12 protein-coding genes are annotated in these 17,288 nt (G+C 69.6%); 10 read left to right on the top strand and 2 right to left on the bottom strand.

The window, feature by feature from the left end:
• Positions 1–198 precede the first annotated feature (198 nt).
• The 3 genes from ACWEH3_RS25405 to ACWEH3_RS25415 all read left to right on the top strand — a co-directional run bounded on the left by ACWEH3_RS25405 (position 199) and on the right by ACWEH3_RS25415 (position 4,353).
• Positions 199–1,893 (top strand): GMC oxidoreductase, encoded by a 1,695-nt coding sequence (locus ACWEH3_RS25405; RefSeq protein WP_450025500.1) that lies wholly within the window; start codon positions 199–201, stop codon positions 1,891–1,893.
• Positions 1,894–1,943: 50 nt separating this feature from the next.
• Positions 1,944–3,341 (top strand): DUF2252 domain-containing protein, encoded by a 1,398-nt coding sequence (locus tag ACWEH3_RS25410; protein WP_450025498.1) that lies wholly within the window; start codon positions 1,944–1,946, stop codon positions 3,339–3,341.
• 115 nt (positions 3,342–3,456) lie between these two features.
• Entirely contained in the window at positions 3,457–4,353 is an 897-nt protein-coding gene (locus tag ACWEH3_RS25415) for a nuclease-related domain-containing protein (RefSeq protein ID WP_450025496.1), read from the top strand.
• 31 nt (positions 4,354–4,384) lie between these two features.
• Here ACWEH3_RS25415 and ACWEH3_RS25420 read toward each other — a convergent pair whose 3' ends face one another.
• Positions 4,385–6,337 carry an acyl-CoA dehydrogenase family protein gene (locus ACWEH3_RS25420; protein WP_450025494.1) on the bottom strand — a complete coding sequence of 651 codons (1,953 nt, stop codon included), beginning with the start codon at positions 6,335–6,337 and terminating at the stop codon, positions 4,385–4,387.
• A 102-nt stretch (positions 6,338–6,439) separates the two neighbouring features.
• On the opposite strand from ACWEH3_RS25420, the gene ACWEH3_RS25425 reads away from it, so the two are divergent.
• The 3 genes from ACWEH3_RS25425 to ACWEH3_RS25435 are packed head-to-tail and all read left to right on the top strand — an operon-like array spanning position 6,440 to position 9,656.
• Positions 6,440–7,093: a TetR/AcrR family transcriptional regulator gene (locus tag ACWEH3_RS25425; RefSeq protein WP_356968613.1), complete on the top strand. Its 654-nt coding sequence runs from the start codon at positions 6,440–6,442 to the stop codon at positions 7,091–7,093.
• Positions 7,093–8,025, top strand: a complete 933-nt coding sequence (locus ACWEH3_RS25430; protein WP_450025491.1) for an ABC transporter ATP-binding protein — start codon at positions 7,093–7,095, stop codon at positions 8,023–8,025. The genes ACWEH3_RS25425 and ACWEH3_RS25430 overlap by 1 nt, the downstream gene beginning before the upstream one ends.
• The gene (locus ACWEH3_RS25435) at positions 8,022–9,656 is read left to right on the top strand and encodes an ABC transporter permease (RefSeq protein WP_452358393.1); all 1,635 of its coding nucleotides are present in this window, start codon (positions 8,022–8,024) and stop codon (positions 9,654–9,656) included. The genes ACWEH3_RS25430 and ACWEH3_RS25435 overlap by 4 nt, the downstream gene beginning before the upstream one ends.
• Before the next feature lie 131 nt (positions 9,657–9,787).
• On the opposite strand, the gene ACWEH3_RS25440 is transcribed toward ACWEH3_RS25435, so the two are convergent.
• On the bottom strand, positions 9,788–10,642 hold the full coding sequence (locus ACWEH3_RS25440; RefSeq protein ID WP_450025413.1) for an LLM class F420-dependent oxidoreductase: 855 nt from the start codon (positions 10,640–10,642) through the stop codon (positions 9,788–9,790).
• Between the two features lie 136 nt (positions 10,643–10,778).
• Between ACWEH3_RS25440 and ACWEH3_RS25445 the strand changes: the two genes are divergently transcribed.
• The 4 genes from ACWEH3_RS25445 (at position 10,779) to ACWEH3_RS25460 (ending at position 17,177) form a co-directional block, all read left to right on the top strand.
• Positions 10,779–12,299, top strand: a complete 1,521-nt coding sequence (locus tag ACWEH3_RS25445) for a threonine/serine ThrE exporter family protein (RefSeq protein WP_450025409.1) — start codon at positions 10,779–10,781, stop codon at positions 12,297–12,299.
• Between the two features lie 106 nt (positions 12,300–12,405).
• Positions 12,406–13,062, top strand: a complete 657-nt coding sequence (locus tag ACWEH3_RS25450; RefSeq protein WP_450025407.1) for a biliverdin-producing heme oxygenase — start codon at positions 12,406–12,408, stop codon at positions 13,060–13,062.
• An 85-nt stretch (positions 13,063–13,147) separates the two neighbouring features.
• A complete protein-coding gene (locus tag ACWEH3_RS25455; RefSeq protein WP_450025405.1) occupies positions 13,148–14,851 on the top strand; it encodes a bifunctional metallophosphatase/5'-nucleotidase in 1,704 nt (567 codons plus the stop codon).
• 301 nt (positions 14,852–15,152) lie between these two features.
• Positions 15,153–17,177, top strand: a complete 2,025-nt coding sequence (locus ACWEH3_RS25460) for an SDR family oxidoreductase (RefSeq protein ID WP_450025403.1) — start codon at positions 15,153–15,155, stop codon at positions 17,175–17,177.
• Positions 17,178–17,288: the final 111 nt, after the last annotated feature.

The raw sequence follows: 17,288 nt of genomic DNA on the forward strand, positions 1-17,288 counted from the left end.
CTCCGGTTGGGCTGCGCCCGATTCGGTTGTCACGCCCCGTGCATACCCCACCGACCCCGTTCCTCGCCATCTCCGCGGGCCGAATTTTCCGGATATCGACGCGGCATGCCCGTGCGAGGATGGTTTCCGCCATAGCGCGACGGTGACAGAATGATTTGGAATATTTCTCACCATGTGGCCGGTGAGCGAGAGGAAGTCATGTCCGCATTCGACTACGACGTAGTGGTGATCGGCTCCGGCTTCGGCGGCAGCGTCAGCGCCCTGCGGCTCACCGAGAAGGGTTACCGCGTCGGGGTGCTCGAGGCAGGCCGCCGATGGAACGCCGAGGACATCCCGCGCACGAATTGGAATGTGCGCAAATCGATCTGGGCGCCGCGCCTGGGCCTCACCGGTCCGCAGCGGATCAGCCTGCTCGGCAAGTGCGCCGTGTTCTCCGGCGCCGGTGTCGGCGGCGGCTCGCTGATCTACGGGAACACGCTGTACGAGCCCCTGCCGAACTTCTACACCGACCGGCAATGGGCGCACATCACCGACTGGCGCGCGGAACTGGCGCCGTACTACGACCAGGCCAAGCGCATGCTCGGCGTCGCGCCCAACCCGCGCACGACCCCGGCCGACGAGGTGATCCGGGAGATCGCCGAGGACCTCGGTGTGGCCGACACCTACCATCCGACCGATGTCGGCGTGTTCTTCAACGAGAGCGATCCGGGCACGGAGGTCGACGATCCCTACTTCGGCGGCGCGGGCCCGCGCCGCAACGGCTGCGTGCACTGCGCGCGCTGCTTCACCGGGTGCCCGCACAATGCCAAGAACACCACCACCACGAACTATCTCTACCTGGCCGAACAGGCCGGTGCGCAGGTTCACCCGCTGACCACGGCCACCGCCGTGCGGCCGCTGCCCGGCGGCGGATACGCCGTCGACACCGAGCGGTCCGGCCGCTGGATCCGCAAGCAGCGCAGAACCTTCACCGCCGAGCAGGTGGTGTTCGCGGGCGCCGCGCTCGGCACGCAGAAGCTGCTGCTCGAGATGCGGGACGACGGCATTCTGCCGCACCTGTCGCCCCGGGTCGGCGAACTGACCCGGAGCAACTCCGAGGCCATCCTCAACGTGGTCAGCCGCGCCCGCCGCGACTTCGCCGAGGGCATCGCGATCACCTCATCGATCCACCCGGAGCCCGACACCCACGTCGAGGTGTGTCACTACGGCAAGGGCCAGAACGCGCTGTTCCCGATGTCGGTGCCCATCGTGGACGGCGGCGCGTTCCGCTTCCTGCGCTTCCTGCTGGCGATCCTGCTGCACCCGCTGGTGTTCCTGCGCAGCCTGAACGCACGGCACGCCTCGGAGAAGTCGGTGATCCTGCTGATCATGCAGTCGCTGGACAACTCGCTGACCTCGTTCCGCCGGCGCGGGCGGCTGCGCACCAGGCAGGGCACCGGCGAGCCGAACCCGACCTGGATCCCCCTGGCCCACGACATCGGCAGACGGTTCGGCGCCAAGGTCGACGGCGACACCCACGGGCTGATCATGGACGTGTTCGACATCCCGGCCACGGCCCACTACATCGGCGGATGCGTGATCGGCGAGAGCCCGCGCAGCGGCGTGGTCGACCCGTACCAGCGGGTCTACGGTCATCCCGGCCTGCACGTGGCGGACGGCTCGGCGGTGACCGCCAATCTCGGCGTCAATCCGTCGCTGACGATCACCGCGCAAGCCGAGCGCGCGATGGCGTTCTGGCCCAACCGCGACGAACCCGACCCGCGGCCGGAACTGGGGTCGGCCTACCAGCGCATCGCTCCGGTGCCGCCCGCGCGACCGGCTGTGCCCGCCGAGGCGCCGGGCGCGCTGCGGTTGCCGATCGAGCCTGCGTCGCCCCGTACCCAGGTGAAGTGAGGCCGAAGCCACGCGGCATGCACGGTCGCCTGCGGCTAGCGTGATCCGTTGTGTCAGACAGTGGTATCGACCTGCGCTCCTACGTGCCCGCGGAGGAGGTGCGCGCCCGCGGACGCGCGTTGCGTGAGCGGGTTCCGGTCAGCGCACGGGATCGGGCGGCCACCGGCGCCCGGCGCCCGGGCGTGCTCGACTTCGTCGAGGCGAGCAACACGGGCCGGCTGCCGCACCTGGTACCGCTGCGGATCGGGCGGATGATCGCCTCGCCGTTCACCTTCTATCGGGGCGCGGCGGGTTTGATGGCGGCAGATCTGGCGGGTGGCCCGGACAGTGGCCTCACGGCCCAGTTGTGCGGCGACGCGCACCCGGCGAACTTCGGTCTGTACGGCACCGCACGCGGCGAGATCATCATGGACATCAACGATTTCGACGAGACCGTGCCCGGGCCGTGGGAATGGGATCTGGAGCGCCTCGCGGCAGGCCTGGTGCTGGCCGGGCGCGAGGCGGGCGCCGACGAGGACGAGTGCCGCATCGCGGCGCGCGACGCCGCCCGTTCCTATCGGCTGGCCGTGGCGGATCTGGCCGCGATGCCGTTCATGGCGTCCTGGTCCGCACTGCCCGACGAGTCGGTGCTCGCCAGGGCCGAGGCCGACGACCTGCTCGACGACTTCAAGAAGGCGGCCAAGAAGGCGCGCAAGAACACCAGCGCCAAGGTGGTGGCCAAGTGGACCGAGCACCTCGAGGATCACCAGACCGGTATCCGCAAGCACCGCTTCGTCAGCGATCCGCCGATTCTGACCGCGGTGGACGAGCGCGTCGCCGAGGCGGTGATCGGCGGGCTGGAGCGCTATGCCGACACCTTGCCCGAGTCGCGGCGCAATCTCCTGGCCCGATTCGCCGTGTCCGACATCGCGTTCCGGATCGTCGGGACCGGCAGTGTCGGGCTGCGCAGCTATCTCGCGCTGCTGCACGGCAACGACGGCGAGGCGCTGGTCCTGCAAGTGAAGCAGGCCGCGGCGGCGGCGCTCGCCCCGTTCCTGCCGACGGCCGCCGTACGGCACGAGGGTGAGCGAATCGTGCGGGGCGCCAGGCTCGTTCAATCCGAGTCGGATCTCCTGCTCGGGTGGACGTCCCTCGACCCGGTCGGCGACGGCGTCGAAATCCCGTTCATCGTCCGGCAATTCCGCAATATGAAGGGCGGCATCGATCCCGCCGAGCTGCCCGCGGACGACCTCGACGACTACGGGCGGCTGGCGGGCGCGTTGCTGGCCAGGGCTCATTCCCGCTCGCTGGACCCGCGCTTGCTGTCGGGATATCTGGACGGCGACGAACGCTTCGACGACGCGGTCGCCGCGTTCGCGGTGCGCTACGCCGACCGCACCGATGCCGACCACGCCGAACTGGCCGGGGCCGTGCGGGCGGGCCGGATCGCCGCCGAGGAACCGGAGTAGCCCGGCCGCCATGCCTCGCGCCCGACACGCCGTTCGTCGGCACGGGCGCGGCGAATCCGTTGCGGCACCTCGTATCCTGTCCACTGTCGAGTGTCGACGCGAAGGGTGGCCGCCAATGCTCGTGCGAGTCCAGAACGCCGCAGGTACCAATGCCGAGCGGGTGCTGATCGATTGGCTGCGCACCTGGAAGGACCCCGGGAGTCCGCATGGTGTCGCGACGATCACCTGCAGCTTGTTCCACAAGGATCGGCTGCACCAATTCGATGCCGTGATCTGGACCCCGACCAGTTGCGTGGTGATCGAGGCCGACGCGCTGGTCGCCCGCCAGGACGGCGTGCTGGAGGTCCCGCTCAACGGCGAGTGGACCATCAACGGCGAGCCGGTGGCGACGGAGAGCCGCGACCGCAGCACGCCGCTGGACAAATCCCGCGAGCACACTTTCGCGTTGCAGGAATGGCTGGCCGCCCGCGGCCTCGGGCAGCGGGTCGTGCACGGCGTCGCGCTGGTCGTGCCGTTGTCAGGCGCCCAGTTGCGACTCGAACAGCGGTGGGCTGATCCGAGTTTCGACGTGATCATCGGCGACGACCCGGGCCGGCTGCGGCACTACTTCGACTCGCTCGCCACGGAGGAGAAGTTCCTCTGGACGGCCAACGACGTCGCCGTCGCGTTCCGCGGTCTCGGCATCCTGCCCTACCTGCCCGCGCCGCAGGAACTGCTCAACGAGGGCTTCCTCGGCCCGATCGACATCACGCTCTGGCACGGTGGGCCCAACCAGGCGCAGGCCGAGGCCTACGCGGAGGAACTCGCGCAGGCCGAGCGGGAAGCGCAGGCGTCCGCCTTCGTCATCCGGGCGCCCTGGTACAGCCCATGGAAGCTGTATCCACGCGAGTCCGGCGACCTCGACTTCGGGCGCGCGGTGATGCGTACCGTCCTGGCCATCGGCATGATCGTCGCCTTCGTCTGGGTCGTGTGGTTCGTGGTCACCGCGCTCACGGCGTACGGACCGGGCTGAGCGGCCGCCGACGGGTGCGACCGCCCGGCCGCTAGGACGACGCCGAGATCGGCTGGTCCCGCTGGAAGACGCTCGCGTCGTCGAGCATGGCCGCGCGCAGCATCCGCTCCGGCACGCCCATGGCCTCGACCAGGGTCGAAGCGTGCGGACGCAGCCGGTCGACCAGTTCGTTGACGCCGCGGCGCACCGCCTTCGCCCGGTCCACCGACATGAACCGGTGCATGATGTACCAGGCCTGGTTCTCCTCGATGGTGGAGTAGACGAACAGGTCGCACATCCAGTCGGCGAGTTCACGCGCGGCCGGGTCCTCGATGTCGGAGATCCCTTCGATGAACGCCTCGAGCACCAGCCGGTCGATGTGCGCCGAGCCCGCGGCCAGGATGTGGTCTTGGGCATTGTTGAACGCCTCGAACGGGCCGGTCTCCTCAGCCCTGGCGCGCAGCCGGTGCGCCGCGGTGCGGACCAGGTAGTCCTCCCGGTCGGCGAACAATTGCAGTTGCACCGCCCGGCGGGACAGATCGCCCTCATCGATGGAATCGTCGCCGCGGTCACGGAGGGTCTGGATCAGCTGGCGCACGCCCGAACGCTTGCGTACCACGTCACCGGCCATGGTCGCGGCGAAGCGCACCCAGCCCAGAGCGTCCAGGTCGCGCACCTCGTCGGCGTAGGCGGTGAGCAGTTCCTTGGCCACCAACTGGGTGAGCACCACGTTGTCACCTTCGAAGGTGGTGAACACGTCGGTGTCGGCCTTCAAGGTCACCAGCCGGTTCTCCGTGAGATAACCCGCGCCGCCGCACGCTTCGCGGCACTCCTGGATGGCGCGGGTGGCGTGGTTGGTCTGCGCGACCTTGAGGCCCGCCGCGCGCTTCTCCAGTGCGCGCTGTGCGCCCGGCTCGAGATTCTGGCCGGTCTGCACCAGGTGCATCCGCCGCACCAGGTCGTTCTGCGCGAACGCGAGCGCATACGACTTCGCGACCAGCGGCAGCAGACGGCGCTGGTGACTGCGGTAGTCCAGCAGCACGGTTTCCACCCCGGTGTCCGGGTCGGAGAACTGGCGGCGCAGCAGCGCGTAGCGCACCGCGATGCTCAAGGCGACCCGCGCGCCCGCCGCCGCGGCGCCGCCGACGCTCACCCGGCCGCGCACCAGGGTGCCGAGCGTGGTGAAGAACCGGCGGCTGGGGTTGTCGATCTCGGAGCTGTAGGTGCCATCCGGGGCGACGTCGGCGTAGCGGTTGAGCAGGTTCTCCCGGGGCACGCGCACGTGATCGAAGACGATGCGCCCGTTGTCCACGCCGGGCAGGCCGCCCTTGAGGCCGTCGTCATAGGTGGTCACGCCGGGCAGGTCGGCGCCGTTCTCGTCGCGGATGGGCACCAGCAGGCAGTGCACGCCCTTGTTCTCGCCCTGCGTGATCAGCTGCGCGAACACCGCGGCCATCCTGGCGTGTTCGGCCGCGCCCCCGATGTAGTCCTTGCGCGCCGACGGCGTCGGCGAGTGCACCACGAACTCTTGGGTCTGCGGGTCGTAGGTCGCCGTGGTCTCCAGGTTCCCGACGTCGCTGCCGTGCCCGGACTCGGTCATGGCGAAGCAGCCGAGTAGATCCAGCGAGATCAAGCGCTCGATGTACTCCCGGTGCCGTTCGGTGCCGAGATTCTCCACGGCGCCGCCGAAAAGACCCCATTGCACGCCCGATTTCACCCACAACGACAGGTCCGCGTACGCGAGCATCTCCAGGCCGACCACCGCGGCGCCCGGCTCACTGGTACCGCCGTTCTCCCGGCGGAAGCCGCGTTCGGCGAATCCCATCGTGGAGATCGCCTTCATCTGCTCGAGCACGCGCGCCCGGGCGGCCTTGTAGTCGAGGTAGGGATCGGCGGTGAACTCCTCCCCGGCCAGCAGGGTCCTGGCTTCGTCCCGGACGGCCGCCCAAGGTCCGTCGAGTGCCGCGCGTAGGTGGTCCGCCGTCGTTGCCGTGCCGCTAGTCATGTCTCGACGATAGCCCGGTACACGGGCGGCAAACCGTGATGCGCGACAAGTCGGCGACAGGTCTTGCTAGACCGTTGAACGCCTGTTTAATATACTGAACATGTGTTTAACCAACAGCCCGTTCCGCAAGGATCCGCCGACGATCTGAGCACCGCGGCGCGCATTCGCGATACCGCGATCGAGGTGTTCGGCGAACACGGATTCCAGGTCGGAGTCCGCAAGATCGCCGCCGCCGCCGGCGTCTCCCCCGGCCTGGTCAACCATCACTTCGGGTCCAAGGACGGCCTGCGCGCCGCCTGCGACGACCGGGTGCTGCAGTTGATCCGCGACGAGAAGGTCAAGGCGATCACCGCGTCGTCGGTGAAGGCGGGCATGCTCGACGCCCTGGCCGAGATCGAGTCGTACGCGCCGCTGGTCGCCTACATGGTGCGTAGCCTGCAGGCAGGCGGACCGATGGCGGAATCACTGTTCGAGCACATGGCCGCAGATGCCGAGGGATACCTCGAGAAGGCGGTCGAGGCGGGCAGAATCAAACCCAGCCGCGACCCGGCGGCGCGCGCCCGATACCTGATGATGCTGAACGTCGGCGCAACCATGCTGTACATGCAGATGCGCCAGCACCGCGACGAGACGATCGACTATCGCAAGGCGATTCGCGAACTCAGCGAAGAACTCACCCCACCGGCCCTGGAGTTCTACACCCAAGGGCTGCTCACCGATCCCACGATCTTGGACACATTCACCAAGGAGAAGTGATGTCCGACATCATCGAAGTCCGCGACCTGCGCAAGACTTTCGGTCACGTCACCGCGCTGGACGGCCTCGACCTCACCGTCGCCGAAGGCGAGATCCACGGCTTCCTCGGCCCCAACGGCGCGGGCAAGTCCACCACCATCCGGGTACTGCTCGGCATCCTGCGCGCCAGCGGCGGGCAGGCTCGGCTGTTCGGCCGCGACCCGTGGGCCGACGCGGTCGCCCTGCACCGCGAATTGGCTTATGTGCCGGGCGATGTCACGCTGTGGCCGTCGCTGTCGGGCGGGGAGACCATCGATCTGCTCTCCCGGATGCGGGGCGGTCTCGACGAGAAGCGGCGCGACGAGCTGATCGAGCGCTTCGATCTCGACCCTCGCAAGAAGGCGCGCACCTATTCCAAGGGCAACCGCCAAAAGGTCTCGCTGGTCGCCGCGCTGGCCTCCGACGCGCCGCTGCTGCTGCTCGACGAGCCGACATCGGGGCTGGACCCGCTGATGGAGCAGGTCTTCCGGGAGTGCGTGCACGAGGCGCGAGAGCGCGGCGCGACCGTCCTGTTGTCCAGCCACATCCTGTCCGAGGTCGAAGCGCTCTGCGATCGGGTCACCATCATTCGCGCCGGGCGCACGGTGGAGAGCGGGTCGCTGTCGGACCTGCGCCATCTGTCGCGCACGTCGATCACCGCCGAATTGACCGGCGACGCGGGCGATCTGAGCCGCATCCCGGGCGTGGAGGACATCGAACTCGATAACCACACGCTGCGCTGCCAGGTCGACAACGAGCACCTCGGCGAGCTCATCCGGGTGCTCGGCGACGCGGGCGTGCGCAGCCTGACCAGCACGCCGCCCACGCTCGAGGAGCTGTTCCTGCGGCATTACCACGTCGACGGGCACGGCGCCGAGTCCGGCGCGGCCACCGGGGAGAAGGTGCGAGCATGACCACCGCCATCGCCGGCCGCGCCACGGCGGCGCGGGCATTCGGCGTATCCGGCGACTTCGCGGGCACCGGCGGATTGCTGCGGCTGTACCTGCGGCGCGACCGGATCGTGCTGCCGCTGTGGACGCTGCTCATCGGTCTGATGCCCGCGTTCCAGGTCGCCAGCATCAAGGGTCTGTACGACGATCAAGCGTCCCTGGACAGCTTCGCGCGGACCACGGCCGACAGTCCCGCGCTGATCGCCATGTACGGCCCGGTGTTCAGCTCCGCGCTCGGGTCGATCGGCACCTGGAAAGCAGGCGCCATGTACACCATGATCGCCATCGCCACGGTGCTCACCGTGATCCGGCACACCCGGGTCGAGGAGGAGACCGGGCGCGCGGAACTGGTGAGCGCCACCAGCATCGGACGCTTCGCCGGTCTCACCGCGACCCTGATCATGACCTATTCGGGCGCGTTGCTCGCCGGGATCGTGTGCGCCCTTTCGCTCTACGGCACCGACCTGCCCGGCGCGGGATCGGTGGCCTTCGGCGCCGCCCTGGCCGCGTCCGGCATCGTCTGGGGGGCCGTCGCGGCGGTCGCCGCCCAGGTCAGCGCCGGTGCGCGGGTGGCGCGCGGCGTGGCGTTCGGCGCACTCGGCGCTGCGTTCGCGCTACGGGCGGTCGGTGACGCCGGAAACGGTGTGCTGTCGTGGCTGTCGCCGATCGGCTGGTCGCTGCAGATCCGCCCGTACGCCGAGGAACGCTGGTGGGTGCTGCTGCTCTTCGCCGCCCTCGCGGTGCTGGGCACCGGCGTCGCGTACGCGTTGCTCGGCAATCGCGACGTCGGTTCGGGGCTCATCGCCGAGCGTCCGGGGCCGTCCGCGGCGGGGGCGATCCTGTCCGGTCCGTTCGGGCTGGCCTGGCGCTTGCAGCGCGGCACCCTGCTGGCGTGGACGGTGGGCTTCGCGCTCTACGGCCTGCTGATCGGCGGCGCGGTGAACAGCGTCGGCGACATGCTCGACGGCAGCGCGTCCATCCGGGACATGGTCACCCGGATGGGCGGCTCACAGCAGCTGCAGCAGTCCTTCATCACCTACGCGCTCACGATGCTCGCCGCGGCCGCGTCCGCCTACTCGATCTCCGCGGCCTTGCGGTTGCACGACGAGGAGACCAGCGCCCGGGTCGAGGCCACCCTGTCCGGCGCCGTCGGCCGCGTCCGCTACGCGCTGAGCCACATCGGCTTCGCGCTGCTGGGCCCCGCCGCGGCACTGCTGGTCTCGGGCGTGGCGATCGGCATCGTCTACGGCGCGGCGGACGGCGACCTCGGGACGAAACTTTCCCAGTCGTCGGCCGCCGCCGCCGTGCAGGTGCCCGCGGTGTGGGTCGTCACAGGCATCGCGGTCGCGCTCTACGGTCTCGCACCGCGGTTCGCCCCGGTCGCGTGGGGCGTGCTCAGCGCCATGGTGGTGATCTTCTTCGTCGGCTCGCTCGACGGCCTGCCGCACTGGATGCTCGATCTCGTGCCGTTCGTCCACCCGCCGAAGGTGCCCGGCGCCGAATTCCAGGCGCAGCCGCTGCTGTGGCTGCTCGCGACCGCCGTGGCGCTGCTCGCCGTCGGCATCACCGCCTTCCGCAGCCGCGACCTGCGCTGACAGCGTCCTCCGTGGCCCGCGCGAACCCGCTTCGCGCGGGCCACTTCTCATCAGCGGGCGCTATCGTCGTGGCCGGTGCCTTGGTGAGCCCTTGTTGTGATCCGCGGACGCGGTTGGTCACGCCGCGCGTGTCACCCGGCTTGCTCGATACCCAGTTTTCCAGCCAGGCGCGTGAGGTAGGCCCGGACGTCCTCCGCGGAACGGTCGGGCAGTCCGAAAACGGCTTCGGTGACACCGGCTTCGGCCCAGCGCGCCAGCTGCTGCGCGTCGTGCCGCCCGGCCAGCGCGATGACCTCCGGATTGTCGGCACGCCCCTGCTCGCGCCAGATCCGGCGCAGCAGAGCGATCTTGGGGTCCAGGTCGTCCTCGGTGGGCGTGGTGATCCATCCGTCGGCGTACTTCGCCAGCCAAGTGAAGTTCTTCTCGGTACCCGCCGCGCCGAGCAGGACCGGAATGCGCTTCTGCACCGGCTTCGGCCAGGACCAGCTGGCGCCGAAGGTGACGAACTCGCCGTCGAAGCCGGCTTCCTCTTCGGTCCAGAGCACGCGCATGGCCTCCAGATGCTCCCGCAGCACCATTCTGCGTTTGCCCGCGGGCACACCGTGGTGGGCCAATTCGTCGGTGTTCCAGCCGAATCCGACGCCGAGGCTGACCCGGCCGCCGGACAGGTGATCCAGCGAGGCGATGGTCTTGGCCAGCGTGATCGGATGGTGTTCGGCGGGCAGCGCCACCGCGGTGGACAAGCCGATGCGCTCGGTCACGGACGCGGCGGTGCCGAGCGCGACCCACGGGTCCAGAGTCCGCAGATAACGGTCGTCGGGCAGGCTCGCATCACCGGTGCGCGGGTGCGCCGCCGCCCGGACCACCGGAATGTGCGTGTGCTCGGGCACATAGAACGTGTCGAATCCGGCACGCTCGGCGGCCACCGCCGCATCCGCGGGGGTGATGCCCCGATCGCTGGTGAACAACACGATTCCGTACCGCACCGTACGCGCTCCCATCGCCGAAATTAGAACAAGTTCTACCATGAATCCACGGTCCGACCAAGGGGTGGTCGCGACCGGCGCGCCCCCGCGACCCGCACGGATGCCGAGAAGACATCGGATGACTAGGTTCGCCTCCATGAGTCCTGAGGCAACTTCCGTAGGCGATGTCACCACCGGACGGGTGGATCACCTCGGCTGGCGTCGCGGGCTTCGCCTGCGGCGTGCCCGGCCGATTCCGGTCGTCACCCAGGCCGTCGGCAGGCTGGTCGCGGACCGGCAGGCGACCGCGGACACCATCGTCACCGCGCCGACGCCGTTGCAGCCGATCGACCTCACCGACGACGCCAGGGTCGCCGAAGTCCTCGACCTCGCGGTCCGGGTCGGCGAAGTGGTGCTGGCCTCCGGCACCGGAGTGGTGGACACCACCACGACGGTGCGGTTCATCGCCGCCACCTACGGGCTGTCCCGGTGCAGCATCGACGTCACCTACGACGCCATCCGCATCTGGGCCGACCGCGGCCCCGCGCTGCCACCGGCCAGCACGATGCGGATCGTGCACTACCGCGCCCTGGATTTCACCCGGCTCGCCGCCGTCGACCGGCTGACCCGCCGGATCCGCAACGAAGTGGTCCCACCGGTTCAGGCCCGCGCCGCACTCGACGCGATCACCTCGGCGCCGCACCCGTACCACCGCTGGACCGCCACCGCGGCGTGGTCGCTGATGGCGGCGGCGATCGCCGCGCTGCTCGGCGGCGGCGCCCTGGTGGCCGCGGTCAGTTTCGCGACCACCGCGGCGATCGACCGCACCAATCGCGTCCTCAATCGCTACGGGCTGCCGTTCTTCTTCCAGCACATGGTGGGCGGCGCCATCGCGGCGATCCCGGCCATCGTGCTGGCGAGCCTCGCCGCGCGCTTGCGGATCGACGTCGACCCGACCCTGATCATCGCGGCCGGAATCACCGTGTTGCTGAGCGGATTGCAACTGGTCGGCTCGGTACAGGACGCGATCACCGGCGCGCCCATCACGGCTACGGCCCGCATGCTCGAGGTGATGATGATGACCGGCGGCATCATCGCGGGTATCGCGCTCACCCTGCGCATCGCCGATCTCGTCGACGCCACCGTGCCCCCGGTGTACCTGACCTCCACCCGCGACATCACCGACTTGCCGGTGAAGATCGTGGCCGGTGCGGTGGCGGCCCTGGCGTTCGCGCTCGCCTGTTACGCCGAACGCCGGGCGCTGGCCGCGGCCGCGGGTAGCGGCGCGGCGGGCATCATCTGCTTCCTGCTCATCCAGGAGGCGGGTTTCGGCCCGGTGATCTCCTCCGGCGTCGCCGCGACGCTGGTCGGCCTGGCCGGTGGCCTGATGGCCCGCCGCGCGCTGACTCCGCCGCTGGTCGTCGCCGTCGCGGGCATCACTCCGCTGCTTCCCGGCCTCAAGGTCTACCGCGGGCTCTACGCCCTGCTCAACGACGAACTGCTGATCGGAGGCAACCAGCTGCTCGCGGCCGTCGGCGTCGGCTGCGCGCTGGCGGCGGGCGTGACTCTCGGCGAATGGTGCGACCGCACCGTGCGCAGGCCGCGGATACTGCGCCGGTTCGGCTCGCTGCGCCGCCCGATCGTCCGGCGCCGCCGCCGATCGACGCCCGCGCACTGAGCCGCGAGGTGCATGCGCGCGCAACTTCCGACCGGTAATCTCTTATCGAACTGGTCAGGGCCCGCGATTCGGTGGCGGCCCCGCTGTGAGGTGAGGTGGTCCGGACATGTCGGAGGCAATACCGTTCTCGGCGCAGATCCGCACCGCCACCGCGCAACAGCATGCGGAGGCGGAGAACTCCCGCTTCATGAGCGACATGCTCGGCGGATCGCTCGGCGTCGACTCGTATCACCGCTACACCGGCCAGCTCTGGTACATCTACCGCGCGCTCGAACAGCGGTGGGCGGCGCTGGCCGACGACCCGGTGGCCGGGCCGTTCATCCGGCCCGAGCTGGCCCGGACCGCGGAACTCGAGCGCGACCTCACGCATCTGCTCGGCCCCGGCTGGCGAACCGGCTTGGAGCCGTTGCCCGCCACCGCCGCCTACGCCGAACGTATCGACGAGTGCGCGCGCGACTGGCCCGCCGGGTACATCGCCCACCACTACACCCGCTACCTCGGCGACCTGTCCGGCGGGCAGGTCATCCGCGGCACCGCGGAGAAGCTGTGGGACCTACCGCATCGCGGCGACGGCGTCCGCTTCTACGTCTTCGACGGCGTCGGCAATCCCGCCGCGTTCAAGCGGGAATACCGTGCCCTGCTCGACCGGCTGCCGCTCGACGACCTGGAGCGCCGCCGCGTGCTCGATGAGGGCAGGCGCGCCTTCGCGATGAACACCGCGGTCTTCGAGGAACTCGCCGAGGAATTCCCGGCCGCGCAGTAGCGGGATCGGGCCCGGCGCATCGCCGTGCGGCAGGCGGCATTTCGGCTGTCGTGCGCGAACGTCGCCGACGTGGGACAGTCGTGATATGAGAGCGCGCCGCCGCATCGCCGTGGTTCTTGCCGGTCTTGTCGGTGTCGGCCTGGTGGGGGGTTGCGGCACGACGTCCGATCCCGGCGCCGGTCCCGGCTCCTCCACGGCGGCCGGGATCGTGCCGTTGATCTCGACGAACGACCTGCGTGCGGCGCAACCGGACGAGGTGCACCTGTTCGGCTTCAACGATCTGCACGGCAATCTGCAGCCGCCGAGCGGGTCCAACGGCAGGATCGCGCAATACGACGCGGGCGGAGCCGCGTATCTCGCCACTCATCTCGCACGGCTGAAGGCCGCCTATCCGTCCAGCGCGGTGGTGGCGGCCGGGGACAACATCGGGGCCAGCCCGCTGATCTCCAGCCTGTTCCACGACGAGCCGACGATCGACTTCCTCGACAACGTGGGAGTGGCCGCGTCCGCGGTCGGCAACCACGAATTCGACGACGGCGTGCTCGAATTGGCGCGCTTGCAACGAGGCGGGTGTGCCTTCGACGGATGTTCTCCCGGCGCTCCCTTCACCGGCGCGAGATTCCCCTATCTCGCGGCGAACGTCGTCGACGCGCAGGGCAACCCACCGCCCGCGCTGCGCCCGTGGACCATGCTGGAGGTGGGCGGTCATCGGATCGGCGTAGTCGGCGCGGTCACGCCCGAAACCGCGAGCGCCGTTCTGCCCGAGGGTATCCGGGGCTTCCACTTCGGCGACGAAGCCGCCGCGATCAATCGCTACGTGCCGGAGTTGAAGGCCGCGGGCGCCGAAGCGATCGTGGCGCTGGTGCACGACGGCGGTTCCCAGCGGCCGGAGCGGGACGCGGCCCTGGACTACAACGGCTGCGCGAACGTCACCCCGAACGTGACGGGACTGGCCGAGCGGATCGACCCCGCGGTCCGGGCGGTGTTCACCGCCCACAGCCACCAGCCCTACGTGTGCACCATCGGCGGCAAGGTGATCACCCAGGCCGCCTCGTATGGGCGGCTCGTCACCGACGTCACGCTGCGTTTCGGCGGCGACGGCGTGCAGGCCTCGGCGGTCAACCGCGTGGTGACCCGCGAGGTGACACCCGACGCTCAGACGACCGCGCTGATCGATTTCTACACCGAGCAGTCCCGGCCGCGCGCGGGCCGCGTCGTCGGCGCGGCCGCGAACGCCATCCCGCACGACCCGGGACCGGCGGGCACCTCGCCCTTGGGCGACGTGATCGCCGACTCCATGCTGTCGGTCACGGCGGGTCCGGCCGCCGCCGTCGCCGCCTTCATGAACCCCGGTGGCGTGCGCGCCGATTTGAAGCAGGGGCCGGTCACTTATGGCGACCTCTTCACCGTCCAACCGTTCGGCAACCAGGTCGTTACGCTCACGCTGACCGGCAGCCAGATCCTGCGCCTGCTGGAACAGCAGTGGAACAGCTCCGGCAAATCGACCATTCTGTCTCCGGCGGGGCTCAGCTATACCTATTCCGACACCGCCCCCAGAGGCGCGAAGGTGATCGCCGACAGCGTCCGCATCGCAGGTCAGCCACTGAATCCGGTCGCCACGTATCGCATCACGACCAACAACTTCCTGGCTTCGGGAGGCGACGGATTCACCGTCTTCACCGAGGGGGCCGATACCGCGGTGGGCCCGACCGACTTGGACGCCTTCGAGACGTTCCTGCGCGACAAGCCTCCGCTGCAGACGCCGCCCGCCCGCGTCGAGAAGAAGTAGCCCGATCGGACGCTGTCCAGTTGCTGGACACTCGACCAGAACTCGGGTAACTGGAAATCTTTGTAACACATACCGTTTGACCTGCGCCGACGGTGACCAGTCCCACAGGGTGAACGGGTCATGATCGCTTGCCGGGGCCACACGCGGTCGATTACTGTTCAGTAATAAGTCAGGACGAAGGTGTTCCTACTTTCGGCCCGACGTCTGTCGCTGGGGGCCGAATCGACGCTGTCCGCATCCATTGCCGCATGCCGGATGAATTGTGCGACAACAAGGTTCGACTGAACAGCAGGAGAGTGCGATGGCCACTTACATCGTGACGGGCGGGACCGGTTTCCTGGGCAGGCGGGTTGTGCAAGACCTGCTGGACAACGATGCCGAGGCGATCGTCCACGTGCTGGTGCGTGAGACGTCACTGGGCAAGTTCACCGACATCGCGGCGGGCTGGCGCGGCGCCGAGCGGGTCTACGCGCTGATCGGCGATCTCACCGCCGAAGGGCTCGGTTTGGCGTGCGAAGCGCCGTCGGCCGACCACATCGTTCATCTGGGCGCGGTCTACGACATGACGGCCGACGAGGACACCGCGCACGCGGCGAACGTCACCGGCACGCGCTCGGTGCTGAACCTGGCTCGCGAGCTGGGCGCGGTGCTGCACCACGTGTCTTCCGTGGCGGTGGCGGGCGACCACAAAGGCAAGTTCTTCGAGGAGGACTTCGACCTCGGACAGCAGCTGACCTCGCCGTATCACCGCACCAAGTTCGCCGCCGAGAAACTCGTCCGCCAGGCGCGCGGCGTGCGCTGGCGGGTCTATCGGCCCGCGATCGTCGTGGGCGATTCCCGCACCGGCGAGATGGACAAGATCGACGGCCCCTACTACTTCTTCGGCGCGATCGCGCGGCTGGCCACGCTGCCGTCCGATCTGCCGTTGCCGCTGCCCGATCTCGGTGCCACGAATATCGTTCCGGTCGACTATGTCTCGGCCGCCATGAGCGAACTGATCCGTCGCCCCGGCCTGGACGGACGCACCTTCCACCTGGTCAACCCCGAGCCGCAGCCCTTCGGGGAGGTGTATCGCGCGCTCGCCGCCGCGGCGGGCGCCCCGACCGGTGTGGGAACGGTGCCGGGCAGCGGTTTGGCGCTCAGCGGCCTCGCGCACATCCCCGGCGTCACCACCGTGCGCGATTTCCTGCTCGAGCAGGTGGGCATCCCGGCCGAAGTCGCTCCGCACACCTCGTTCTCCGCGGAGTTCATCAGCGATTCCACCCGCGCCCAGCTGCGCGGCTCCGGCCTGACCGTCCCGTCGTTCGACAGCTACGCCGAGCGGTTGTGGCAGTACTGGCGCGACCACCTCGACCCGCAGCGCGGCCGCGTCACGGTCACCGGTGACCCGCTCGCCGGGCGGGTCGTGCTCATCACCGGAGCGTCCTCCGGCATCGGACTGGCCACCGCGCACGCCGTCGCACGGCGCGGCGCCACGGTCCTCATGGTCGCCCGCGGTCACGACGACCTGGCGGCCGCCGCCGAGGCGGTGCGCGCGGAAGGCGGTGTCGCGCATACCTACCCGTGCGACATCACCGACTCCGAAGCGGTCGAGAAGCTCGTGCAGTGCGTCCTCGACGACCACGGCCACGTCGACTACCTGGTGAACAACGCGGGCCGTTCGATCCGCCGCTCCGTGCTCAACTCCACCGACCGGATGCACGATTTCGAGCGCACCATGGCGGTGAACTACTTCGGCGCCGTGCGGCTCATCCTGGGACTGCTGCCGTCGATGCGAGCGCGCCGCTTCGGACACGTGGTCAACATCTCCTCGATCGCGGTGCAGACCAAGGTGCCCCGGTTCGCCGCCTACGTGGCGAGCAAGTCGGCGCTGGACAACTTCAGCGACATCGCGGCGGTGGAGAACCGGGATGCCGGTATCACGTTCACCTCGGTGCGGATGCCGCTGGTGCGGACCCCGATGATCGCCCCGACCGACCTGTACCGCTCGCTTCCGGTGCCGGATCCGGATCAGGCCGCGGCGATCGTGGTGCGCGCGCTCGAGGACCGGCCGCATCGCATCGACACGCCCGTCGGCACCTTCGCCCAGGCGGTCGAGTTGCTGATGCCGTCGGTGAAGCGTCAGATCATGCACCAAGGCTTCCGGCTGTTCGGGGAGTCCCGCGCGGCGCGGGGCGGCTCGGACCGCCGTCCGGCCGATCCGTCGCCCGCTGCCGAAGCGCCCGGCGGCGCGCTGTCCGCGCTGGCGCCGGTGATCATGCCGCTCATGGCGCTGCCCTCCCCCGCGGCGCGCGTCGCGCGCGTCGTTCCGGGCTTGCAGTGGTAACTGTGCAGGACTGAGGGGTGGGGCCCGCCACGGGGGCCGGCCGCCCCCCCGCTAATCCGAGACGGGCGGACACAAAACCTGGACAGCGCACAACACGGCGGCCCCCCAGAC

It is taken from the genome of Nocardia sp. NPDC004718 (genome assembly GCF_053601535.1).